Annotated in this window: 23 protein-coding genes and 1 pseudogene; 3 read left to right on the top strand and 21 right to left on the bottom strand. The window is 60.9% G+C overall.

The window, feature by feature from the left end:
- Positions 1-32: 32 nt before the first annotated feature.
- The 8 genes from NEZ08_RS18850 to NEZ08_RS18815 all read right to left on the bottom strand — a co-directional run bounded on the left by NEZ08_RS18850 (position 33) and on the right by NEZ08_RS18815 (position 8,224).
- Positions 33-1,646 (bottom strand): peptide chain release factor 3, encoded by a 1,614-nt coding sequence (locus NEZ08_RS18850; RefSeq protein ID WP_298110154.1) that lies wholly within the window; start codon positions 1,644-1,646, stop codon positions 33-35.
- Between the two features lie 98 nt (positions 1,647-1,744).
- Positions 1,745-2,749, bottom strand: coding sequence for an inorganic phosphate transporter (locus NEZ08_RS18845; protein ID WP_298110151.1), 1,005 nt, complete (start codon positions 2,747-2,749; stop codon positions 1,745-1,747).
- A gap of 14 nt (positions 2,750-2,763) precedes the next feature.
- The gene (locus NEZ08_RS18840; protein WP_298110186.1) at positions 2,764-3,408 is read right to left on the bottom strand and encodes a DUF47 domain-containing protein; all 645 of its coding nucleotides are present in this window, start codon (positions 3,406-3,408) and stop codon (positions 2,764-2,766) included.
- A 150-nt stretch (positions 3,409-3,558) separates the two neighbouring features.
- Positions 3,559-4,527 (bottom strand): branched-chain amino acid ABC transporter permease, encoded by a 969-nt coding sequence (locus tag NEZ08_RS18835; RefSeq protein WP_298110149.1) that lies wholly within the window; start codon positions 4,525-4,527, stop codon positions 3,559-3,561.
- A gap of 5 nt (positions 4,528-4,532) precedes the next feature.
- Positions 4,533-5,396 (bottom strand): branched-chain amino acid ABC transporter permease, encoded by an 864-nt coding sequence (locus tag NEZ08_RS18830; protein ID WP_298110146.1) that lies wholly within the window; start codon positions 5,394-5,396, stop codon positions 4,533-4,535.
- A gap of 76 nt (positions 5,397-5,472) precedes the next feature.
- Positions 5,473-6,693, bottom strand: a complete 1,221-nt coding sequence (locus NEZ08_RS18825; RefSeq protein WP_298110143.1) for an ABC transporter substrate-binding protein — start codon at positions 6,691-6,693, stop codon at positions 5,473-5,475.
- A 33-nt stretch (positions 6,694-6,726) separates the two neighbouring features.
- Entirely contained in the window at positions 6,727-7,476 is a 750-nt protein-coding gene (locus NEZ08_RS18820; RefSeq protein WP_298110141.1) for an ABC transporter ATP-binding protein, read from the bottom strand.
- A complete protein-coding gene (locus tag NEZ08_RS18815) occupies positions 7,469-8,224 on the bottom strand; it encodes an ABC transporter ATP-binding protein (protein ID WP_298110138.1) in 756 nt (251 codons plus the stop codon). The genes NEZ08_RS18820 and NEZ08_RS18815 overlap by 8 nt, the downstream gene beginning before the upstream one ends.
- A gap of 373 nt (positions 8,225-8,597) precedes the next feature.
- On the opposite strand from NEZ08_RS18815, the gene NEZ08_RS18810 reads away from it, so the two are divergent.
- Positions 8,598-9,197 (top strand): PAS domain-containing protein, encoded by a 600-nt coding sequence (locus tag NEZ08_RS18810; RefSeq protein ID WP_298110135.1) that lies wholly within the window; start codon positions 8,598-8,600, stop codon positions 9,195-9,197.
- Positions 9,198-9,203: 6 nt separating this feature from the next.
- On the opposite strand, the gene NEZ08_RS18805 is transcribed toward NEZ08_RS18810, so the two are convergent.
- From NEZ08_RS18805 to NEZ08_RS18795, 3 genes and pseudogenes are all read right to left on the bottom strand, one after another.
- Complete coding sequence (locus NEZ08_RS18805) at positions 9,204-9,575, bottom strand: ArsC family reductase (RefSeq protein WP_298110132.1); 372 nt, start codon at positions 9,573-9,575, stop codon at positions 9,204-9,206.
- 65 nt (positions 9,576-9,640) lie between these two features.
- Positions 9,641-10,344 (bottom strand): annotated as a pseudogene (locus tag NEZ08_RS18800) (glutathione S-transferase family protein).
- 30 nt (positions 10,345-10,374) lie between these two features.
- Positions 10,375-10,725, bottom strand: a complete 351-nt coding sequence (locus tag NEZ08_RS18795) for a Lin0512 family protein (RefSeq protein ID WP_298110129.1) — start codon at positions 10,723-10,725, stop codon at positions 10,375-10,377.
- 156 nt (positions 10,726-10,881) lie between these two features.
- Here NEZ08_RS18795 and bla point away from each other — a divergent pair, with 156 nt between their 5' ends.
- On the top strand, positions 10,882-11,769 hold the full coding sequence (gene bla / locus NEZ08_RS18790; protein ID WP_298110126.1) for a class A beta-lactamase: 888 nt from the start codon (positions 10,882-10,884) through the stop codon (positions 11,767-11,769).
- Positions 11,770-11,778: 9 nt separating this feature from the next.
- On the opposite strand, the gene NEZ08_RS18785 is transcribed toward bla, so the two are convergent.
- The 10 genes from NEZ08_RS18785 to NEZ08_RS18740 all read right to left on the bottom strand — a co-directional run bounded on the left by NEZ08_RS18785 (position 11,779) and on the right by NEZ08_RS18740 (position 19,408).
- The gene (locus tag NEZ08_RS18785) at positions 11,779-12,702 is read right to left on the bottom strand and encodes a sigma-70 family RNA polymerase sigma factor (protein WP_298110125.1); all 924 of its coding nucleotides are present in this window, start codon (positions 12,700-12,702) and stop codon (positions 11,779-11,781) included.
- Entirely contained in the window at positions 12,699-13,457 is a 759-nt protein-coding gene (locus tag NEZ08_RS18780; RefSeq protein WP_298110122.1) for an SDR family oxidoreductase, read from the bottom strand. Before NEZ08_RS18780 ends, NEZ08_RS18785 begins: the two co-directional genes overlap by 4 nt.
- A 55-nt stretch (positions 13,458-13,512) precedes the next feature.
- Positions 13,513-13,713 (bottom strand): hypothetical protein, encoded by a 201-nt coding sequence (locus NEZ08_RS18775; protein ID WP_298110118.1) that lies wholly within the window; start codon positions 13,711-13,713, stop codon positions 13,513-13,515.
- Positions 13,710-14,474: a DUF899 domain-containing protein gene (locus NEZ08_RS18770; RefSeq protein WP_298110115.1), complete on the bottom strand. Its 765-nt coding sequence runs from the start codon at positions 14,472-14,474 to the stop codon at positions 13,710-13,712. Before NEZ08_RS18770 ends, NEZ08_RS18775 begins: the two co-directional genes overlap by 4 nt.
- Before the next feature lie 120 nt (positions 14,475-14,594).
- A complete protein-coding gene (locus NEZ08_RS18765; protein WP_298110112.1) occupies positions 14,595-15,815 on the bottom strand; it encodes an MFS transporter in 1,221 nt (406 codons plus the stop codon).
- A gap of 128 nt (positions 15,816-15,943) precedes the next feature.
- Positions 15,944-17,746 carry a chloride channel protein gene (locus tag NEZ08_RS18760; protein ID WP_298110109.1) on the bottom strand — a complete coding sequence of 601 codons (1,803 nt, stop codon included), beginning with the start codon at positions 17,744-17,746 and terminating at the stop codon, positions 15,944-15,946.
- Positions 17,747-17,934: 188 nt separating this feature from the next.
- On the bottom strand, positions 17,935-18,369 hold the full coding sequence (locus NEZ08_RS18755) for a DUF1801 domain-containing protein (protein ID WP_298110106.1): 435 nt from the start codon (positions 18,367-18,369) through the stop codon (positions 17,935-17,937).
- Positions 18,370-18,375: 6 nt separating this feature from the next.
- Positions 18,376-18,570 carry a hypothetical protein gene (locus NEZ08_RS18750; protein ID WP_298110103.1) on the bottom strand — a complete coding sequence of 65 codons (195 nt, stop codon included), beginning with the start codon at positions 18,568-18,570 and terminating at the stop codon, positions 18,376-18,378.
- An 86-nt stretch (positions 18,571-18,656) separates the two neighbouring features.
- Positions 18,657-19,088, bottom strand: a complete 432-nt coding sequence (locus NEZ08_RS18745; protein ID WP_298110101.1) for an SRPBCC domain-containing protein — start codon at positions 19,086-19,088, stop codon at positions 18,657-18,659.
- Positions 19,085-19,408, bottom strand: a complete 324-nt coding sequence (locus tag NEZ08_RS18740; RefSeq protein WP_298110098.1) for a helix-turn-helix transcriptional regulator — start codon at positions 19,406-19,408, stop codon at positions 19,085-19,087. Before NEZ08_RS18740 ends, NEZ08_RS18745 begins: the two co-directional genes overlap by 4 nt.
- 193 nt (positions 19,409-19,601) lie before the next feature.
- On the opposite strand from NEZ08_RS18740, the gene NEZ08_RS18735 reads away from it, so the two are divergent.
- On the top strand, positions 19,602-21,128 hold the full coding sequence (locus tag NEZ08_RS18735) for a Do family serine endopeptidase (RefSeq protein WP_298110095.1): 1,527 nt from the start codon (positions 19,602-19,604) through the stop codon (positions 21,126-21,128).
- Positions 21,129-21,216 lie beyond the last annotated feature (88 nt).

Below are 21,216 nucleotides of genomic sequence, written 5' to 3'. Positions count from 1 at the left end.
GGTGCGTTCACATCCTCGCGTGTAGCCTAAGGCTATGCCTTCTTCTTCACGTCCTTGACGCTTAAGAATTCGATGCCGTCCGCACGCTCCTTGGTGTAGCCGAGATAGAATTCGTTCTTGGCCAGAAACACCGGATCGCCATCGACATCGTCGGCAACGCCGGACCCGTTGGCGGCAATGAACGCATCGAGCTTCTTGCGGTCATCGGACGAAATCCAGCGCGCCAGTTGGAATTCGGAGACCTCGAATTCGACCGGCAGCGCATATTCCGCCTCCAGCCGCGCCTTCAGCACATCAAGTTGCAGCGGCCCGACCACACCGACCAGCGCCGGCGCACCGTCGCGCGGCCGAAACACCTGAACGACGCCTTCCTCCGACATCTGCTGCAAGGCTTCCTTGAGCTTCTTGGCCTTCATCGCGTCGGTGAGCCGCACGCGACGCACAATTTCCGGCGCAAAGCTCGGCACACCGACGAAAGTGATGTCCTCACCCTCGGTCAACGTATCGCCGATGCGAAGAGCTCCGTGATTGGGGATGCCGACTACGTCGCCGGCAAAGGCCTCGTCGGCTACCGAGCGGTCCTGGGCAAAGAAGAATTGCGGGCTCGACAATGGCATCGTCTTGCCGGTGCGCACCAGTTTTGCCTTCATGCCTCGCGTCAGCTTTCCCGAGCACAGACGCGCGAACGCGATGCGGTCGCGGTGATTGGGATCCATATTGGCCTGGATCTTGAACACGAAGGCACTCATCCGCGGCTCGGATGCTTCAACCTTGCGCAGGTTGCTTTCCTGCGCGCGCGGGGGCGGCGCGAAGCGCCCCAAACCTTCGAGCAGATCGCCGACGCCAAAGTTGCGCAACGCACTGCCGAAGTAGACCGGTGTGAGATGGCCTTCGCGAAACGCCTCGATCTCGAACGGTTTGCAGGCTTCCGAGACGAGCGCCAATTCTTCCTTGATCTCGGCGACATCGAGATTCGGATTGCGCCCCGCCAGGTCCCCAATATCGATCTGAAGCGCCGCACCGGTCTTGGCGCCGCCGCCCTCCAGCAGACGCACGCCGCCAGTGGCGATATCATAGGTGCCGAGAAAGTCGCGGCCGCGGCCAACGGGCCAGGTCATGGGGGTGGTGTCGAGCGCCAGCGTCTTCTCGATCTCGTCCAGCAGTTCGAACGTGTCGCGGCTATCTCGATCCATCTTGTTGATGAACGTGATGATGGGAATATCCCGAAGGCGGCAAACCTCAAACAGCTTGCGCGTGCGCGCTTCGATACCCTTGGCGGCATCGATGACCATGACGGCGGAATCGACCGCGGTCAGCGTACGATAAGTATCTTCGGAGAAATCCTCGTGGCCGGGCGTGTCCAGAAGGTTGAAAACCAGACCATCGAATTCGAATGTCATCACGGAGGTCACGACAGAGATGCCGCGCTCGCGTTCGATCTTCATCCAGTCGGAGCGGGTATTGCGCCGTTCGCCCTTGGCCTTGACCTGCCCTGCAAGATTGATCGCGCCGCCGAACAGCAGGAGCTTTTCGGTCAGCGTGGTCTTGCCGGCGTCCGGATGCGAAATAATCGCAAAAGTACGCCGGCGCGCCACTTCGTAAGCGAGCGGCGACAGGGAATCGTTACTGAGGACAAGATCGGACATGAGGCGATGCGTTTGGCAGGGAAAACCGGCCAGATCAAGAAGGATACGCCGATGCATATAGGAAATGGGCCGGCCAACTCCAGCGCCGGGCCGACGGATTAACGCAGCAGCAGAACTAACCAATAGGCGACGGCGGCGATGCCGCCGGCGGCCGGGATGGTGATGATCCATGCGTAGACGATCGAACTCGCCACGTTCCACCGAACGGCCGAGAGTCGCCGCGCGGCACCGACGCCGACAATGGCGCCGGTGATGGTGTGGGTCGTCGATACGGGAACCCCGAAAAACGTAGCGAGGAACAGCGTCGCCGCGCCGCCGATCTCGGCACAAAAACCCTGCATCGGCGTCAGCTTGGTAATTCGCAGGCCCATTGTGCGGACGATCCGCCAGCCGCCCATCAGCGTTCCCAGCGCCATCGCCGCCTGGCAGGCCAGCACCACCCAAAACGGGACGTAAAAATGAGAGCCGAGCCGACCTTGTGAAAACAGGAGGACTGCGATGATGCCCATCGTCTTTTGCGCATCATTGCCGCCATGGCCGAGCGAGTAGAGCGAAGCCGAGGCAAACTGGAGAATCCGGAAGGCCCGATCAACGGCAAACGGCGTCGAACGGACCGATGCCCATGACACGATCGCCACCAGCGCCAGCGCCAGCAGAAAGCCGACCAGCGGCGACAACACGATCGCCAGCAAGGTCTTGATCAGACCGCTCCAGACGGCCGCCGAAAGCCCGGCTTTCGCCATTCCTCCGCCAACCAGCCCGCCAATCAGTGCATGCGAACTGGAGGATGGAATGCCGAGACCCCAGGTAATGAGATTCCAGACGATGGCGCCGATAAGCGCGGCAAAGATGACGGATATGTCGATGACATTGGGATCGATGATGCCGGTACCAATGGTGTGGGCCACGTTGAGCCCAAACACCGTGAAGGCCACAAAGTTGAAAAAGGCCGCCCAGAACACGGCGTATTGCGGCCGCAAGACACGGGTCGACACGATCGTTGCGATCGAATTGGCAGCGTCATGCAGTCCGTTGAGGAAGTCGAACAAAAGCGCGACCGCGATCAGCCCGACCAGAACCGGAAGACCAAGCGCCGCGTTCACCTGATGGCCCCGCCCTATACCTGTTCGATCACGATGCTGTTGATCTCATTCGCAACGTCGTCAAAACGATCGGCCACCTTTTCAAGATGGTCGTAGATTTCCACGCCGACGATGAAATCCATTGCGTTTGCGTTACGGTGCTTGAGGAACAATTCCTTCATCCCGATGTCGTGGAGATCGTCAACCCGCCCTTCGAGTTTGGTCAACTCTTCGGTAATTGCGGTCAGCATCGAGACGTTGCTGCCGATCGATTGCAGCAACGGCAATGCGCGGCCGACGAGGTTTGAGCATTCCACCACAAGCGTTCCCATTTCGCGCATCGGCGGTTCGAAGTTGCGGACTTCGAACAGCATGACGGCCTTCGCAGTCTGCTGCATCTGGTCTATGGCGTCGTCCATCGATGTAATCAGGTTCTTGATGTCACCGCGGTCAAACGGGGTGATGAACGTGCGTCGCACCGCTGTCAGCACCTCACGGGTGATATTATCCGCCTCGTTTTCGAACTGGCTGACGCGTTGGCAGAAGACCGGCGTCTCCTCCCCGCCCTGCAGCATGCCTTGCAGCGCAAGCGCGCCCTGCTGGACCGCTCGGGAGTGCTTGGCGAAAAGATCGAAAAAGCGCTCCTCTTTGGGAAGGAGTGCACGAAACCACCGCATCAACATGGGTATGCCCAAAATCGCCGGACGGTCCGGCCGGAGTGATCCGTCACAAATATGTCATACAGGATTTTCGGCAAGTTGGCCCAGCGGCCAATCTGCGGTTCATCCACGGCTTTATGGTCCGAAACGATCGGGTTCAAGTCGCCCAATTTACAGCGAGCGCCGGAAATAATGGGCCACTTCGCCTACAATGCCGCGCCGAAACAGCAGCACGCACGCCACGAAGATCGAGCCCTGGATTACGGTTACCCACGATCCGAATCCGGCCAGATATTGCTGGGTCGCCACGATGATGAATGCGCCGATTACGGGACCAAACACCGTGCCAAGCCCACCGACCAGTGTCATCAGCACGATAAGTCCGGACATTGACACCTCGACATCCGACAGCGAGGCATTCTGAACAACAAACACCTTGAGCGAGCCGGCAAATCCGGCCAGCGTGCCCGATAGGATAAAGGCAAGCAGCTTGTACTGATCGGTCTTGTAGCCGAGCGAAATCGCGCGCTGCTCGTTCTCGCGGATCGATTTCAGCACCTCGCCGAAAGGCGAGTTGATAGCTCGAAAGATGATCAGAAAACCGAGCAGGAAGTTAAAGACTACGACGTAATAAAGCACTATCGATTTGGAGAGATCGAGAATTCCAAACAAATGGCCCTGCGGGATGCCCTGGATGCCGTCTTCGCCATGCGTAAACGGAGATTCCAGGTAGATAAAGTAGATCAGTTGCGAGAGCGCCAGCGTAATCATGGCGAAATAAATGCCTTGGCGCCGGATCGCGACGATACCCGTCACCGCACCAAGCGCAGCCGAAGCCGCCACGCCGGCGAGAATGCCTAGTTCTGGAGGCAGCCCCCATACCTTCGCGGCATGCGCGGTGACATACCCCCCTGTTCCCAGGAACATCGCGTGGCCGAACGACAAGAGACCACCATAGCCGATCAGGAGATTGAAGGCGCACGCCAGCAGCGCAAAACACAGCGCCTGCATCACAAAGAAGGGATAAAGATCGGTCAGCGGCACAATCAACAACAGCAAGGTCATGACCGCAAAAGCGATCATCTCGTCGCGGATCGTGCGCGGGGTTACCGGCAAGGTATCGTCAGTCATCGCCGTCATGTTTATCAGGCCGCCCGTCCCGTCAATCCCGTTGGTTTCACGAGAAGTACCAGCACCATCAGAACGAACACGACGGTGTTGGAAGCTTCCGGATAGAAGTATTTGGTCAATCCCTCGATCACACCCAGAGCAAAGCCGGTGATGATCGATCCCATGATCGAGCCCATGCCGCCGATCACCACCACGGCAAACACCACGATGATGATGTTCTCACCCATCAACGGCCGGACCTGGTTGATCGGCGCCGAGAGCACGCCAGCCAGCGCCGCAAGGCCTACGCCCAGCCCGTAGGTCAGGGTGATCATGCGCGGCACGTTGACGCCGAAGGCTCGCACCAGCGTCGGATTCTCTGTCGCCGCGCGCAAATAAGCCCCAAGCCGTGTCCGCTCGATCAGGTACCAGGTGGCAAAACACACGATCAACGAGAATACGACCACCCAGCCACGATAGATCGGCAGGAACATGAATCCGAGGTTGGTGCCGCCGCGGAGTTGATCCGGAATGGCGTATGGCAATCCGGATGAACCGAAATAATTCTGAAAGATGCCCTGGATGATCAGCGCAAGCCCGAAGGTCAACAGCAGTCCGTACAGGTGGTCCAGACCGGCGAGCCATTTCAGCATGGTTCGTTCCAGAACCATGCCGAAGATGCCGACGGCGACCGGCGCGATCAGCAGCGCCCACCAGTATCCGATACCCCAGATATTCAGCAGGAAATAGGCGCAGAACGCTCCCATCATATACAGCGCGCCATGCGCGAAATTGATGATGTTGAGCATGCCGAAAATCACGGCAAGCCCGAGGCTGAGCAGCGCGTAGAATGAGCCGTTGATCAGTCCCACCAGTAGCTGTGCGTAAAGCGCTTGCATCGATTTCTCTCGAGCCCCCTTGTCTCAACTCATGATGCTCGGGCGGCAACCGCGCCGCCCGAGACATCACAACAGCTCATTTCTTCAGCAAGGGACAGGTGCTCTTGGCCAGAGGCGTAAAGGCGTCGTCCGCGGAAATCGTCGACACGAGCTTGTAGTAGTCCCAGGGCCCCTTGGACTCCGCGGGGCTCTTCACCTCGAACAGATAGGCTGGGTGAAGCGTCCGCCCGTTCGGCTCGATGCTGCCCTTGCCGAACAGCGGGTCGTCGGTCGGCATTTCCTTCATCTTGGCGACAACCTTGGCACCGTCATGCGGGTTGCCGCCGAGGGCATCCAGCGCCTTGAAATAATGCAGCAGGCTTGAATACACGCCGGCATGAACCATGGTCGGCATACTGTGGTTTTTCGCGCGCTCCTGGAAGCGTTTGGCAAAGGCCCGCGTGCCGTCATTCAAGTCCCAGTAGAACGTCTCGGTAAAGTTCAGCCCCTGCGCCGTCTTCAAACCGAGCGAATGCACGTCGGTGATGAACAGCAGCAGCGCAGCGAGCTTCTGGCCGCTGGTGGTGATTCCGAATTCGGCGGCCTGCTTGATTGAATTGGTGGTGTCGGCGCCGGCATTGGCGAGGCCGATGATCTTGGCCTTGCAGGCCTGCGCCTGCAGAAGGAAGGACGAGAAATCAGCCGTCGAGAGCGGAGCCTTGACGCCGCCCAGCACTTTGCCTCCGGCGGCCTGGACCGCGGCGGTCGTATCGCGCTCCAGCGCCGCCCCGAAAGCGTAGTCGGCGGTCAGGAAGAACCAGGTATTCCCGCCGCTTTTGGTCAGGGCCGTGCCGGTCCCGTGCGCGAGGGTGTAGGTGTCGTAGGTCCAGTGAATGGTGTTCGGCGTGCACTGCGCATTGGTCAGGTCGGATGTGCCGGCTCCGGAATCCAGCAGGATACCATTCTTCTCCTTGACAAGGTTCGAGACGGCAAGAGCGACACCGGAGTTCGGCACATCAACAATGACGTCGACCTTATCGACATCGAACCAGTGGCGCGCGATGTTGACGCCGATGTCGGGCTTGTTCTGATGGTCGCCAGCGATGATGTCGATCTTCCAGCCCTTGGCCGTCAGGCCGGAATCCTCCACCGCCATTTGGGCGGCCAGCGTCGAGCCCGGGCCTCCGAGATCGGCGTACAGCCCGGACTGATCGGAGAGTGAACCGATCTTGACCACCTTGTCCTGGGCGAAGGCTAAGCCGGCCGACAGACTAAGCGCTGTCCCGAGCAACAGAGTTGCGAACTTCCTTCGTTTCATAACGGTCCTTTTCCAAATGCTTCGCGTCATTCTTCAGACGCCGAGATAGGTGTGAAGCTTGTCCATGTTGGCCTGCAGCTCCGCATTTGCGAAGCCGTCGATGATCTTGCCGTGCTCGACGATGTAGTAGCGATCCGCGACCGTCGCAGCGAAGCGGAAGTTCTGCTCGACCAGCAGGATGGTAAATCCCTCGTTCTTGAGGCGCTTGATGGTCTGACCAATCTGCTGAATGATGACGGGCGCAAGCCCTTCGGTGGGTTCATCGAGCATCAAAAAGCGCGCGCCGGTGCGCAGGATTCGCCCGATCGCCAGCATCTGCTGCTCGCCGCCCGACAGCTTGGTGCCCTGGCTGCTCAACCGTTCTTTGAGGTTCGGAAACAGCTCGAAAATCTGATCCATCGAGAGGCCGCCGTTGCGAACGGTAGGCGGCAGCAGAAGGTTCTCGCGAACGTCGAGGCTGGCGAAAATCCCGCGCTCCTCCGGGCAAAATGCAATGCCCATTCGCGCAATCCTGTCCGACGAGGCGCGGATAATTTCCTTTCCGTCAAAGCGCACCGACCCCGTACGCTTGCCGATAATTCCCATTACCGACTTCAGTGTAGTGGTCTTGCCGGCGCCGTTGCGGCCAAGCAGCGTGACGACCTCACCCGGGCTCACCTCGAAATCGAGGCCGTGCAGGATGTGGGATTCGCCATACCACGCCTGGAGATTCTGCACCGACAGGACCGGCGCGCTGGAGGCGGATGGCGCCGCCGCTGCGCCCGCCATTCTCGCATCAGCCATGGCCAGCTCCCAGATAGGCTTCCTTCACGCGATCGTCCTTGGAAAGGTCGGCATAGTTGCCCTCGGCCAGAATATGGCCGCGCGTCAGCACGGTGATGATGTCCGACAGGTTGGCAACGACACTCAGGTTATGTTCGACCATCAGAATGGTGTACTTCGCCGAGATGCGCTTGATCAGCGCTGCGATCTTGTCGATGTCTTCGTGCCCCATCCCCGCCATAGGCTCGTCGAGGAGCATCATCTCGGGATCGAGCGCCAGCGTGGTCGCGATTTCAAGCGCGCGCTTGCGGCCGTACGGCATTTCAACCGCAGGCGTACCGGCAAACTCGCTCAAGCCGACATCGTCAAGCAGTTCAAGCGCACGGGCATTGAAGCGATTGAGCACGGCCTTGGAGCGCCAGAAATCGAAGGAGTGCCCGTGTTGGCGCTGCAGCGCGACGCGTACATTCTCCAGGGCTGTCAGATGCGGGAATACCGCTGATATCTGGAACGAGCGCACCAGTCCGCGACGCGCCACGTCGGCGGGCGCCATCGCCGTGATGTCCTGTCCCTTGTAGAGGATCTGGCCAGCCGAGGGCTTCAGAAACTTGGTGAGCAGATTGAAGCAAGTCGTCTTGCCGGCGCCGTTCGGGCCGATCAAGGCGTGAATGCTGCCGCGCCGAATCTTGAGGGAAACGTCGCGTACGGCAAAGAATCCCGCGAATTCCTTGGTTAATCCGTGGGTTTCGAGAATAAACTCATCCGACAATTAAAGTCCCCCGAACGGCCATCGCCGCGATGTCCTGATCGCATGTGGCCGACTTTTTCCTTACAGCAGGTTCCCCCGGGACGCCTGAAAATACCGCGTCTTGATTTCGCGTGTTGATTTTCGTCCCGGGACCCGCCGCCTCCGGGCCGGAATATGCCGTCAACCGGCATCATTGTGCAAGGCGGAAAGCGGCTCGCGCCGTGGCTCCGCCATTGGTAGCATGACCATGCGGGCCCGACCCGCAGAGCGCCTCGGCCGCGTCTGGAAAGCAGCCGTTAAGGCTGTTCGGCTGCCGAGGGCCCTCTTTCAACGAAATCTTTTCGTCTTGGACTTAAGATCCGGCGTCTCATTCTTGAGAGATGGATTCAAGACCTTGGACTTCGAAAGCGCCAACCCGTCGGTCGTCAAATCGATCAAGCAACGTGATCTTCTGAACACGTGGCTGCGGCTTTATGCCCCTGAGCAAAGCCTGCCGCGCATCGAGAATTTTCAGCCCTCCCGGATCGAGGATGAACTTCCCGACCTGGTCTTCATGATCGTTGAAAAGGCGGACCCGCCGCGTCTGATCATCGAGAGCGACGGCACCCGGATGTCCCTGGCTTACGGCCAAACCGGGCGCGGCCGCTACCTCGACGAGTATCTCGGCGCAAGGCTGGCGCCGCTCGTCATGCCGATCTACCACCGGTGTCTGGAACGCGCCCTCCCCGTCTACAGCGTGTCCCATGTCGACGACGCTACCGGGCGCATCGTGGTGTATGAACGCCTTCTGCTACCGTTCTCGGTCTCCCAAGGTGTCACGCACGTGATCGCCTCCTTGAAGACGATCAGCGAAGACGGCAGTTTCGAAATCCGAAATCTCATGCGCGGCAGTGATCTGCTCCCGACGCAAAAACTCCGCGCCGTGATCGATCGCGAGTTGTTTCATCGCGCACCCGGCCGCATTCCATCGGCCGACCTGATCGAGTTCAACTAAGCGACATCAGGCGCGTTTGCGCGGAGCACTTACTTCCTTCGCGTAAATCTCAGGCTTGAAACCGACCAGTACCTTGCCGCCGACCTCGAGCACCGGCCGCTTGATCATCGACGGCTGCTCCAACATCAATGTCAGCGCCCTGCGTTCGTTCAATCCTTCTTTCTCGGCGTCTGGCAATTTGCGAAACGTGGTGCCGGCCCGGTTGAGCAAGGTCTCCCAGCCGAGCTCACCGGCCCAGGCTTTCAGCTTTTCCTTCGACGCGCCGGCGGCTTTGTAGTCGTGGAACTCGTATGCCACACCGTGATCATCGAGCCAGGCCCGCGCCTTCTTCATGCTATCGCAGTTCTTGATGCCGTAGATGGTGATTGCTGTCGTCATGTGCCCCTCCCCCGGGTGGAGTCTGCGCGTCAGATCCCCGGACGCAATTATAGATGTCTTTTGACTCAGGGGCGCTGCGGAATCTCGAGCCCGCGCTTGACCGCCGGCCGCGCCAGGCCGCGGTCGAGCCAGGCCGAAACATTGGCAAAGCCATCGAACCCGACCAGTTCGGCCGCGCCGTAAAAGCCGATCAGATTGCGCACCCAGCCGAGCATCGAGATATCGGCGATGGTGTATTCGTCGTCCATCATCCATTGCCGCCCGGCCAGACGCGCGTCTATCACGCCGAGGAGCCGCTTCGATTCATTCACATAGCGCTCGAGTGGTCGCTTATCGGCGATCTCCTTGCCGGCGAATTTATGAAAAATCCGAGTTGGCCGAACATCGGCCCGACGCCCCCCATCTGGAAATGCAGCCATTGAATCGTCTGCCTGCGGCGTGCCGCGTCCGCCGGCAGCAGCTTGCCGGTTTTGTCGGCGAGATACTGAAGGATTGCGCCGGACTCGAACAGTCCAAGCGGTTTGCCGCCGGGACCATTCGGATCAATAATCGCTGGAATCTTGCCGTTCGGGTTGAGAGCCAGAAATTCCGGTGTCTTCTGATCATCCTTGTCGAAGTCGACAAGATGCACCTCATAGGGCAAGCCGATCTCTTCCAGCATGATCGAGACCTTGACACCATTCGGGGTCGGCAGCGAATAAAGCTGAAGCCGGTCGGGATGCTCCGCGGGCCAGCGCCTGGTGACCGGAAAGGCGGAAAGATCTGACATGAGCCGCTCGCAATTTATTCGGATTTGGTCCTAACCGGCCTTTCCGTCATCGAAACTGACGATGACGGCTGCGTTCGCGATCAGGATCGGGTCGTTGCCGATGTCTGAGGGAATCTCGAGGCCGCCTTTGACCGCGGTCACCTTCCTGGTGCCGTAGGGCAACTCCTTCGCGACCGCTTCTGTGTCGACAGCTTCCGGATTCGGCACGGCAATTGTCACATCGACGAACATATCGTTCGCGGTCTTGCCGATCATGCGGAAGAAGCCAAGGCTGGAATGACGTATCGCGTCCGAGACCGCGCGCCTCGCCGCCTTGGTAGCGTCCCGCCCGTGAACATCGACGCCCATACCCATTTCAGTCACACAGCGCACACGTGCCATTGGTTCTTGCCTTGCTGATTGAAGATCACCGCGGGAGGGGCCATTTCGACCCAATCTTCCAAGACCCCGATTATCCCGATGGTTCCTCCGATTTTTCGCCGCTTGTCAATCAAATTTCCCGAGCGCATTGACTGTTGCGCAATAGAGGGCAGCAGAATGATCGAACGGCGTGAATTTTCTTTTGGGCTACTTGCGACCATAGGCCGGTGCGTCCTGCACGGGCCTGCTGCTTTCGCCGAGGACCGGTCGCAAAAGCTCGAACATGACATCGCCGCGATTGAAAAGGAGCATGGCGGACGCCTCGGTGTCGCGGTCCTCGATTCCGCGAGCGGAAGCAGCGCCGCGTTCCGGGGCGATGAACGGTTCCCGATGTGCAGCACCTTCAAGCTGCTCGCCGTGGCCGCAACGTTGGCGTGGGTCGACAACGGCAAGGAGGAACTCGATCGTCGCGTCCGGTTTGCGGCCGGAGATCTTGCGACCTACTCTCCCGTCACCAAGAATCACGTGGGCGGCAACGGCATGTCGCTCGCTGAGATCTGCGAGGCGGCGATAACCGTCAGCGACAATACGGCGGCAAATCTGCTGCTCGCCAATTTGGGCGGCCCGCAGGCCGTCACGGCTTACGCCCGCACACTCGGCGACACGTTGACACGCCTCGATCGCAACGAGCCAACCCTCAACGAGGCTCTTCCGGGCGATCCTCGTGATACGACGTCTCCTAAGGCCATGCTAGCCAATCTGCGCGCACTGGCCACGGGAAGCGCCTTGAGCTCAATATCCCGGGAACATCTTGTCCGCTGGTTGATCGGCAACAAGACGGGAGATAGGCGTCTGCGCGCCGGATTGCCGCGCGGCTGGCGCGTCGGCGACAAGACCGGATCCGGTGAGAGAGGAACCGCCAACGACATCGCCGTGATCTGGCCGTCATCCGACCGGTCGCCGGCGTTCGTTACGGCCTATCTGACCGGAAGTCCGGCGGACAGCGAGCACCGCAACGCCGCGATCGCCGACGTGGGCCGCGCGGTCGTGGACTTCCTGGGATGATCGGGCGACTTAGTTCGCTGGCGCCAGGCCTTCCGGCGCCAACATCAGCTTCGCATCTTCCAGGATGTAACGCGCGTAGCGATAATCGCGTATGAAGCTGATGCGGCCCTCGCGCCATTCGAGCCACATGAAATAGCTGGGCATTGCGCCCGCATCTTTCTCGAACGCGGCGATGACTTCCCGCCCCTCTACCCAGGCCGGCACGAGGCGCACGCCGTCGAACGTAGCGTAAATCGTAAAGAACCTGCCCACGTCGGCAGACCCCACGCGAAGCGGATAGGCCGACTGATGAAGTTTTACGTCATCGGCAAGCAACGACCGAAGCCCGTCCCAATTCTTCTGATTAAACAGCGCGACATAGCGCGTAACCGCGTCAGAAACCGGTCGCTTCCCAGGGATGGTCGCCGCCTGTGCATTGACCTCGCGAAGGCGAGCCCGTCCGCGTGCCAGATGGGCTTTGACGGCATCGACACTGAGATTGAGGAACTCGGCGATGTCTTTCAGCGGTTCGTCCAGCACATCCTTGAGGATGACGACGCTGCGCTGGAACAGCGGAAGCTCGGCAAAGCGCGAAACGGCGGTCTCAACCGCTTCCTGACGCATCAGGACCTCCATCGGGTCGGGGCTGGCCTCGTCTGCAACATCGGAAGCGGCCTCGATCGGCTCCGACTTGCGGAGAGCGCGACTGCGCAACAAATCGAGCGCGCGGTTGTGGGCAACGCGAAACAGCCAGGGCCGGAGCTGCGGCATTTCCTCCATGTCGTCGAACGCCGCAAGCGCGCGGGCAAGCGTATCCTGCACGACGTCCTCGCCGTCGATCACCGATCCCATCAGCCTCGCGCAGTAGCGGTGCAATTCGGGACGCAACTCGCCGGTCAGAGCAAGCAGCTCCGCCCGGTGGTCGCGATCCCATGGGGATTGGCCTGCACTCAAGCCGCCGCTCCCTCGATCATGGTAATTCCCTTGTCGCCCTTGAGCCCGAAGACCATGCCGTCAGCGTATTGCGGGTCTTCGAGCACGGAAATGACTTTCTCGCCGAAGTCCCGCGGCGGCATCGGCGCACCGAAGCGCGCAAGAAACTCCATCTGGCCGATGCCGAGCGCGCCCGCATAAGCGCTTGCGCCGACCTCACCGACACCCGTGTTGCCGATGATCTGCTGCGGCACGATCACCTGAAAGCGAATGCCGAGATGGCTCTCCGCCGAGACGGCGTTGGCATATTTGGCCATCAGCCAGAGCATGCGCTTTGCGCCGGCATAGCCGCCCGACAGCGGCGAACCGTTCTGGGCCGCACCGCTCGAACTCACGAGAACGCGGCTGCCGGCTTTGAGCGGCGTCTTGAGCGCTGCCTGCATCCAGTACAGCCCACCCCTGACGTCCGTTTCCCAGGTCGTGCTGAAATCGTCCCAGTTCAGCTGGTCGAGCCGGCCCATCGGCGGCCGCGCGCCGGCGTTCAGCACGAGGATGTCTGGATGGACTTCACCCAGGATGCGGTAAGCGGCCCTCTCGTCCGTGACGTCGGCTGAAATCACGGCGACACCAAGCCGTTCGCGCGCCGCCGCCAGCGCGCACGCTTCGCGCGCCACGATTGTCACTTTAGCACCTCGCGTGACCAGTGCTTCCACCAGTCCGAGACCGAGGCCACGGCTTCCGCCGGTGACGACGACTGCCTTGTCTTTCAAGTCCATGGCTTCCGCTCCATCGTTCGGATATCACCAGAACGTTTGAACATTGAAAAAGGAGTCACACCTGCGGGGAAACAAGCTCCAGCCATGGCGCCGAATGAAAGACAGCCATCAGCAAATACATCAGCGTCATTCCGCTAACGTTGAAGCTAGCCGCGCTCGCGCAAAGCGTCATCGATGCATCGCCCTCGGAAGCTGCCGTGACGAGCGCCATGAGCGCAAAGGCGGGCGCCGCCGCAAGGTGTAACCATCTGGTCATGGCCTGGCACCAGAGCCGCGCTTGCGGAAAGCGGCTTCTCCGGCGTCCGACACTTCAACCCATTTCGGGTCGGGCGCGGCGTTCGGCACGTAACTATCGTTCCAGTTCCACCATTTGTAGGGGCGCTCTTGCGGATAACCCTCCGGCGAATCCTCCCACGCCTCCTGCCGCCCGAGCGCCGTCATGTCGAGGTAGCTCCAGACTGTTCCCATCGCCTCATCGCCGCGGCTGTTGATCATGTATGTGCGGAAGATGCGTTCCCCGTCGCGAATGAAAGCGTTGTGGCCGTGCCATTCGCCGACCCCGAAATCGGCATCGAAGCTATCGGTGATGGTTACCCAGGGGATTCTCTCCCATCCCATCCGTCCCTTGAGGCGCGCAATGTCACCCTGCGGCGCGCGCGAGGCATAGACAAGCGTCGTGTCGCGGGCGTTGAGGTGCGCAAGGTTGGAGACCTGATCGGCCCCGAGCGAACAGCCGATGCAGGCATGTTCCGGCCAGCCGTGGACGCCGGGCTCGAAGAAGGCGCGGTAGACGATCAGCTGGTGGCGACCTTCGAACAGATCTAACAGGCTGAGCTTGCCGGTCGGTCCGTCGAACTCATAGACCTTCTCGACGGCCATCCACGGCATCCGGCGCCGTTCGGCGGCGAGCGCGTCCTTCGCCCGCATCAGGGCCTTTTCTTTCACAAGCATCTGCTCTCGTGCGGTTTCCCATTCCCTGGCCGACACGATCGGCGGCGTTTTCATCGCAAATGGCATGATTGACCTCCTGTTGACAGAGCTGAGACGTTTCAGCGGCTGAAAAGGAGTCAGTCTGCCTAAAAATCTTTCGCCGCCCTTATTTGCCGGCTGCGTCCCGACCGCTGGCTGGGCGCCAGTCTACGCCGGCACGGCCACAGGTCGTGGCGCGATCTTCGGAAATGGCCTGAAGGTGAGGATGATAAAGAAGGCGCCGAGCCCGACGGCCCAGGAGCCGATATAGAGCCAAGCGTAGCTGGCGAAGGCGTCATAGATCAGACCTCCGGCGATGGGGCCCGTCGCCATCCCAAGCCCGCCCGCCATCGACAGCCCGCCAATGACGGTTCCAAGCATGCGCAGCGGAAAGTTCTCGCGCACCAGCACCGAATAAAGCGGCATGGTGCCGGCATAGATGAAGCCGAACAGCGCAGCCACCGCGTAGAATTCGGCCAGTTGCCGCGCGAACACGTAACCCAGCGCGCCGAACGCCTGCAGTAACAGGCCAGTCACCAGCACGCGCTTGGCGCCAAAGCGGTCACCAAGCAGGCCGAACACAAGACGTCCGCCCATGCCGGCGAGGCCTTCCACGCTATAGATTGTGACCGCCGTGATCATCGGAATTCCGCAAGAGACGGCATAGCTCACGGTATGGATGATCGGTCCTGAATGCGTCGCGCAACAGAAGAAATTGGTCGCCAGCAGAATGATGAATTGCGGCGATCGCAGCGCCGCACCCAGCGACATTTCGTCTTGCGGCGTGGATGGCGCGGTTGAAGAGGCAGTCACGGCGGCAAGCGCCGGCGGACGGCGTACCAGGAGCGAGACCGGGACCATGATCCCGCCGACAACAGCAGCGAGGATCAGCATCGTGGTCCGCCAGTCATGATGCGAGGCGAGCCAGGCGACGAGGGGCGACATCGTCATCGGCGCCATACCCATGCCGGCCGAGACCAGCGACACTGCCAGGCTGCGATGGGTGTCGAACCAGCCGGTCACGGTCGCCATCATCGGCGCAAAGATGGCCGAAGTGCCTGCGCCGATCATCACGCCAAAGAAAAATTGAAAGGCGAGCAGCGATGTCGCCTTGCTCGCGAGCGCCAGGCTTGCCGCGATAACCACCGAGCCGCTCAAAACCACCCGAAGCGGCCCGTAGCGGTCGGACAAGGTGCCCCACATCATGCTGGTCATGGCCATCGCGAGAAAGCCGATGGTCATAGCGCTCGATATGCCCGTCACGGACCAGCCGGTGTCCCGCGCAATCGGCTGAAGCAGTACCGGCAGGGAAAACATGCCGCCGATGGCCACGCAGCCGAGCAGCCCTCCGGCCGCAACCATCACCCAACGATAGCGAGAATTGGTCATCCTGGTCTCCCTTGCAACTTCCGTCCATCATGAAGACGAACGGGCGCCGCCCTGGCCGACACCAGGAATAACCTTTTTCCAGACTTTTTAATCCGAGCCGTTTCTCTCCTTTGAGTGCTTTTATCGGCTCAGGCGACCCTCTCCCGCATCAGGTAAGCGCTGCGATCGCGTTCCTCTGCATTAACCAGCGAACGGATCCGCAGGAGGTCCTTCCGGGCTATCAGGCCGACGACCCGATGATCGTCGCGATCGACGACCGGAATGCGCCCCAGATCGGCGGACACCATGATGTCCGCCACCCGTCCCAGCACGTCATCCGGATAGGCCGAAACCGCGGAGGTATCCGAGACGAGGTCGTCAAGCGTCATGGCCTGATGCGCGCCCTCCGTGCGCCAGCGCAGAACGTCCGAGCGCGACACCATGCCGGCCAGTCGTCCGTCCGCCGTCACCACAGGGTAAGATTTGTGCCTCCTGACGTCCTCGCCGCTGAAGAAAGCGACCGCGTCGTCGACCGGCATCGCGACCGGCAGCGTATCGACCTCCTTCACCATCACGTCGGCGACCCGCAGCAGTTCGAACTGGTCGATCGAATATTCGCGCGTGATGTGCTGGCCACGCCGCGCAATCTTCTCGGTGAGGATGGAACGTTTCAACAGCAGGACGGTCACGGCAAAAGCCGCGCCGGTCGCCGCCAGCAGGATCGGCAGCATCTCAATATTGCCGGTCAGTTCGATCGCGAACATCACGCCGGTCAGCGGCGAACGCATCGTGCCGCCCATCATCGCCGCCATGCCGATCAGTGCCCAGAATGACGGGCCGCCGGGGAGCATCTGACCTTCGAGCCAGCCGAGCGAGCCGCCGAGGATCAATAGTGGCGCCAGCACGCCGCCCGAGGTGCCGGATGCCAGCGCGACCAGCCAGATTGCCGACTTGACCAGCAGCATCCGCGTGACTTCGTGCGCCGCCGCATGGCCGGAGAGCAAATCGGCAATGACATCGTAGCCCACCCCAAGCGCACGCGGGTCGGCAAGGCCGCCGGCCCCGACGGCCAATCCGCCCAGCATCGGCCACCACATCCAATGTAGCGGCAGGTGATCGAACAGGTCCTCGGCCGCATACAGCAAGCGTGTCATCAATCCGGACTGCAGACCGGCAACAATGCCAACACCAATTGCGGTCGCCATTCCCCACAAGGGCATGTCGGGATGCTCCGCAAAGGGAAACAACGGCCCGCTGCCGAACAGGAAGGGACGGCAGACCTCCGAAACAATGGCGGCTGCCACGACCGGCAGGAAACTGCGCGGCTTCCATTCGAACAACAGCAATTCGACGGCAAGCAGCACGGCCGCAATCGGCGTTCCGAAAATCGCCGTCATGCCAGCAGCCGCGCCGGCGACAAGCAACGTCTTACGCTCCGCTGCGGTGAGATGGAAACATTGCGCAAACAGGGAACCGACCGCGCCGCCGGTCATGATAATGGGGCCTTCCGCACCGAACGGCCCACCCGACCCAATCGAAATCGCCGACGACAACGGCTTCAGCACGGCGACTTTCGGTTGCATCCGGCTGCCGCCCAGCAAAATGGCCTCGATGGCCTCCGGAATGCCGTGACCCCTGATCTTCTCGGAGCCGAAGCGCGCCATCAGGCCAATAACGAGACCGCCAGCCGCCGGCGCAAGCAACATCCACAGTGCGCCACGCGTGGTGTTCGCGATGACCAGATTTTTGACGCTGAACTGGCCGAACCAGACCAGATCGGTGACCAGCGCAATCAACTTGAGAAGAACCCAGGCGGTACCGGCGCTGGCGCCCCCGACGACCAGCGCCATGCCGATCAAAAGCAGAACACGGCTGTCCGCGGTGAAGTCGCCGAGCTTGTTACGGTGCCGCGTGGCAACGCGGGCCTTGTCCATCGTTTGACGCATCAACATGGCTTTTCGGGAAGAGACTCAAGGCGTCTGACTACCCCGCACGGCAGGGCAGATCAAGCACGGGTCGCGCATGGCTCCAATCACGAATTGCGCCAAACGTATCGTAATACGACATATTGACATCAATTATCGCATTTGACCGCAGCGTCGAGCCGAGGGACTCCGCGGTTTGGTCTGCTTGCGTCGGTTCAGCGCTTCTTTGCTTTCACGGCTTTTGCCGCGGGGCCTTTCCGCGGGGCCTTTTTCGCGGCCTTTTTGCCAGCCCTGTCCTGGTTATATTCGACAGCCGCTCGGATCAGATTTTTCAGCACCGGCCCATCAACCGTGTCGCCTTCGAAGAAGTCAATCGCGCGTCTTTGGTTGCCTTCTAGCCCCGCATTGAACAGCTTTTCCGGGTCCGGAAGGCGCGCCCCATGCTCAAAAGTCAGCTTCACCTTGTCTTTATGAGCGTTGCCGACCGCGATGATGCCGTCGCGCGACCACACCGGGCTTCCCATCCACTTCCACTCCTCGATGATCTCTGGATCGGTCTCGAGTATGGCCTTGCGGACGAGGTCCAAGGTCTTGCCGCGCCAGTCGCTGATGCCAGCAATCAGTTGATCGATCTTGTCAGAGGCCTTCATCCGAACTTAAGCCGGTTGTTTCGAAATCATTCGGCGGACCAGGTGGCCTTTCCACATCCATAGGCCCGAGAGCAACATGATGGGAAAGAACACGAACCGCGTCAGCGGCGCATAATCCGGAAGAACCTGGAACGGACTATAGAGATAGCCCGTAATCGGGATGGCGCAGATGATGTGAATCCAACAAATGAACACGCGCATGGTGGACTCCTTGACCAACAATTTTGACCCATGTCATTGCCGGAGCGGCGCCGCTCCGCCGGCATCCGCTTCCCCGCGCGTGGTCCTCAATCCGGCCGAGCCAGCAGCTGATTGAGGTTCTCGAGAAACTTCTGCCATCCGAATTTGGCGCCGCCGAAAGCCTGCGGCTGATCGGACCGGAAACCCGACTGCTCCATGCGAAGGCGCGTGCCGGTAGGAATCGGGGTCAGCGTAAAGGTCACCACGCTTTTGAGACTGTAGGCGGCATCCGCATGCGCATGGTCCCAGGTGTAGGACAAGGTCTTGTTCGGCTCGACGGCAAGAACCTCGCAATCCAGCACACCACCCCAGTCGCCGCGAAGGTTGAAGCGATGGCCGACGTTTGGCTTGAAATCGTTCTTCATCAGCCACTCCTCAATGAGGTGCGGTTGGGTGAGCGCGCGCCAAAGCTTTTCCGGCGGAAAGGCAAAATCCCGTTCAACGATGACGGAGCGCGTTTCGGTCGCGGGCTGGTTCATTGGTCCATCCTTTTCAAGAGGTTTTCGAGCTGGTCGAACCGGTTCCGCCAGAAGCCGGTCATCTGGCTCGTCCAATCGATCAGCGGGGCGAGTGCATTGAGCTGGGCGCTATAATGCGTCTGGCGACCTTCATGACGGTCGCGCACAAGCCTGGCGCGCTTCAGCACTCCGAGATGCTTGGAGACGGCCGGTTGCGAAACTCCGGAGCGTGCCGTGAGCGCCGCGACGGTCTGCTCGCCTTCGCGGCATAGCCGCTCGAAAATCGCCCGCCTTGTTGGATCGGCCAGCGTTCGGAACAGCACATCGTGGACGTTCGGCATCGAAATAAATAACTCTTTGGTTATTGATAAACGTATAACCAGCGGGATATGGATCAGTCAAGCTCGTGCACGGCCTTACAGCGATTTAATTTTCCCTACAGGAAAGATTAATCCGCGCGACAGGACGTGGTAAGGGGCGCGGCGTTATCTTCATGATCAAGCCAGTCGGCTTAACACTCTTGGAGATGCAATCATGACAGACACCAATCAACGCCCTCGCCGCCAGATCTGGTCGGCGCGGCGCCTGACGCTGCTGGGCTCGGCCGCAGTGCTCGGCTCGGCCCTCGCCTTTGGCGGACCGCTTGGCTACGGACGGCTCGCCGGGCAGGCGTTTGCAGCGACGCCGGCTCCGCAAACGGTGAACGCGCCGGGCCAGACCGGCTTTGCCGACCTCGTCACGAAGGTCAAACCCGCCGTCATTTCGGTTCGCGTACGGATCGACCAGGGCGTTAACGCGGACGAAAGCGGATCGGATGATCAGGGAGCTTCGCCGTTCATGCAGGGTTCGCCGTTTGAAAAATTCTTCCGGCAATTCGACGGCCAGCAAGGCCACCTGCATCGTCACCAGATGGTGACCGGCGTCGGTTCCGGATTCTTCATTTCGCCGGACGGCTATGCCGTTACCAATTATCACGTGGTCGACCATGCCAAGTCGGTCGAGGTGACGACCGATGACGGACATATCTACACCGCCAAGGTGATCGGCACCGATCAGAAAACCGATCTCGCGCTGATCAAGGTCGACGGCAAGAAGGACTTTGCCTATGTCGACTTCGAGTCGGGAACCCCGCGGGTCGGCGACTGGGTGGTCGCGGTCGGCAACCCCTATGGCCTCGGCGGCACCGTGACCGCCGGCATCATCTCGGCCGAAGGACGCGCGATCAGTGCGAGCCCCTATGACGACTACATCCAGATCGACGCCCCCATCAACAAGGGCAACTCGGGCGGTCCGACCTTCGACACCAGCGGCAAGGTGATCGGCGTCAACACCGCGATCTATTCGCCATCCGGCGGCTCCGTCGGCATCGGGTTCGACATTCCGGCCTCCACGGTCAAGATGATCGTCACCCAGCTCAAGGACAAAGGCGTCGTGACCCGCTCCTGGCTCGGCGTGCAGGTTCAACCGGTCACCGCCGGCATCGCCGAAAGCCTCGGCATGAAGAAGGCCGAGGGCGCGTTGGTCGACCAGGCTGAAGCCGACACGCCGGCTGCCAAGGCAGGCATCCAGCCCGGCGACGTCATCACCGCGGTCAACGGCAACTCCATCAAGGATTCGCGCGCGCTTGCCCGCGAGATCTCGGCGATGGCGCCCGACAGTTCCGCCAAGATCGACATCCTGCGCAAGGGAGAAGCGAAGACGATCGACGTGACGCTGGCGAAAATGCCCGACCACCTGAAGAAGCAGGCGAGCGCCGATGAAGACGAAAACGGATCGGCCCGCGGCGTTCCCCATCTTGGGCTTACGGTCGCGCCGGCGAGCGAGGTTGCCGGTGCCGGCGAGAAGGGCGTCGTGGTCACCAACGTCGATCCGGACGGCCCGGCCGCCGAGCACGGCGTGCAATCCGGCGACGTCATCCTCAGCGTCGGCGGCAAGAGCGTTTCCGACGGCGGCGAGCTTCGCCAGGCGCTCAAGCAGGCCAAATCCGACGGCAAGCACGACGTGCTGATGCGGGTGAAGACCTCCGACAACACGCACTTCATCGCCATGCCGATCGGCTAAGGGATGAGTGGGTGAGAGCCCGCCGCCAGCGCGCTCCAGGCGCAGCGGCGGGCGTCTCGTCTTCAGCGATACCAGCAGTGGCCGTGGC

It is taken from the genome of Bradyrhizobium sp. (genome assembly GCF_027451485.1).
GTDB lineage: Bacteria > Pseudomonadota > Alphaproteobacteria > Rhizobiales > Xanthobacteraceae > Bradyrhizobium.
This window is presented reverse-complemented; position numbering and strand designations above follow the sequence as displayed.

Coding starts and splice junctions, on each gene's coding strand:
- NEZ08_RS18850 (WP_298110154.1), bottom strand. CDS start 1,646: ATGTCCGATCTTGTCCTCAGTAACGATTCCCTGTCGCCGCTCGCTTAC.
- NEZ08_RS18835 (WP_298110149.1), bottom strand. CDS start 4,527: ATGACGGCGATGACTGACGATACCTTGCCGGTAACCCCGCGCACGATC.
- NEZ08_RS18830 (WP_298110146.1), bottom strand. CDS start 5,396: ATGCAAGCGCTTTACGCACAGCTACTGGTGGGACTGATCAACGGCTCA.
- NEZ08_RS18825 (WP_298110143.1), bottom strand. CDS start 6,693: ATGAAACGAAGGAAGTTCGCAACTCTGTTGCTCGGGACAGCGCTTAGT.
- NEZ08_RS18820 (WP_298110141.1), bottom strand. CDS start 7,476: ATGGCTGATGCGAGAATGGCGGGCGCAGCGGCGGCGCCATCCGCCTCC.
- NEZ08_RS18805 (WP_298110132.1), bottom strand. CDS start 9,575: ATGACGACAGCAATCACCATCTACGGCATCAAGAACTGCGATAGCATG.
- NEZ08_RS18795 (WP_298110129.1), bottom strand. CDS start 10,725: ATGGCACGTGTGCGCTGTGTGACTGAAATGGGTATGGGCGTCGATGTT.
- bla (WP_298110126.1), top strand. CDS start 10,882: ATGATCGAACGGCGTGAATTTTCTTTTGGGCTACTTGCGACCATAGGC.
- NEZ08_RS18780 (WP_298110122.1), bottom strand. CDS start 13,457: ATGGACTTGAAAGACAAGGCAGTCGTCGTCACCGGCGGAAGCCGTGGC.
- NEZ08_RS18775 (WP_298110118.1), bottom strand. CDS start 13,713: ATGACCAGATGGTTACACCTTGCGGCGGCGCCCGCCTTTGCGCTCATG.
- NEZ08_RS18770 (WP_298110115.1), bottom strand. CDS start 14,474: ATGCCATTTGCGATGAAAACGCCGCCGATCGTGTCGGCCAGGGAATGG.
- NEZ08_RS18765 (WP_298110112.1), bottom strand. CDS start 15,815: ATGACCAATTCTCGCTATCGTTGGGTGATGGTTGCGGCCGGAGGGCTG.
- NEZ08_RS18760 (WP_298110109.1), bottom strand. CDS start 17,746: ATGTTGATGCGTCAAACGATGGACAAGGCCCGCGTTGCCACGCGGCAC.
- NEZ08_RS18755 (WP_298110106.1), bottom strand. CDS start 18,369: ATGAAGGCCTCTGACAAGATCGATCAACTGATTGCTGGCATCAGCGAC.
- NEZ08_RS18750 (WP_298110103.1), bottom strand. CDS start 18,570: ATGCGCGTGTTCATTTGTTGGATTCACATCATCTGCGCCATCCCGATT.
- NEZ08_RS18745 (WP_298110101.1), bottom strand. CDS start 19,088: ATGAACCAGCCCGCGACCGAAACGCGCTCCGTCATCGTTGAACGGGAT.
- NEZ08_RS18740 (WP_298110098.1), bottom strand. CDS start 19,408: ATGCCGAACGTCCACGATGTGCTGTTCCGAACGCTGGCCGATCCAACA.
- NEZ08_RS18735 (WP_298110095.1), top strand. CDS start 19,602: ATGACAGACACCAATCAACGCCCTCGCCGCCAGATCTGGTCGGCGCGG.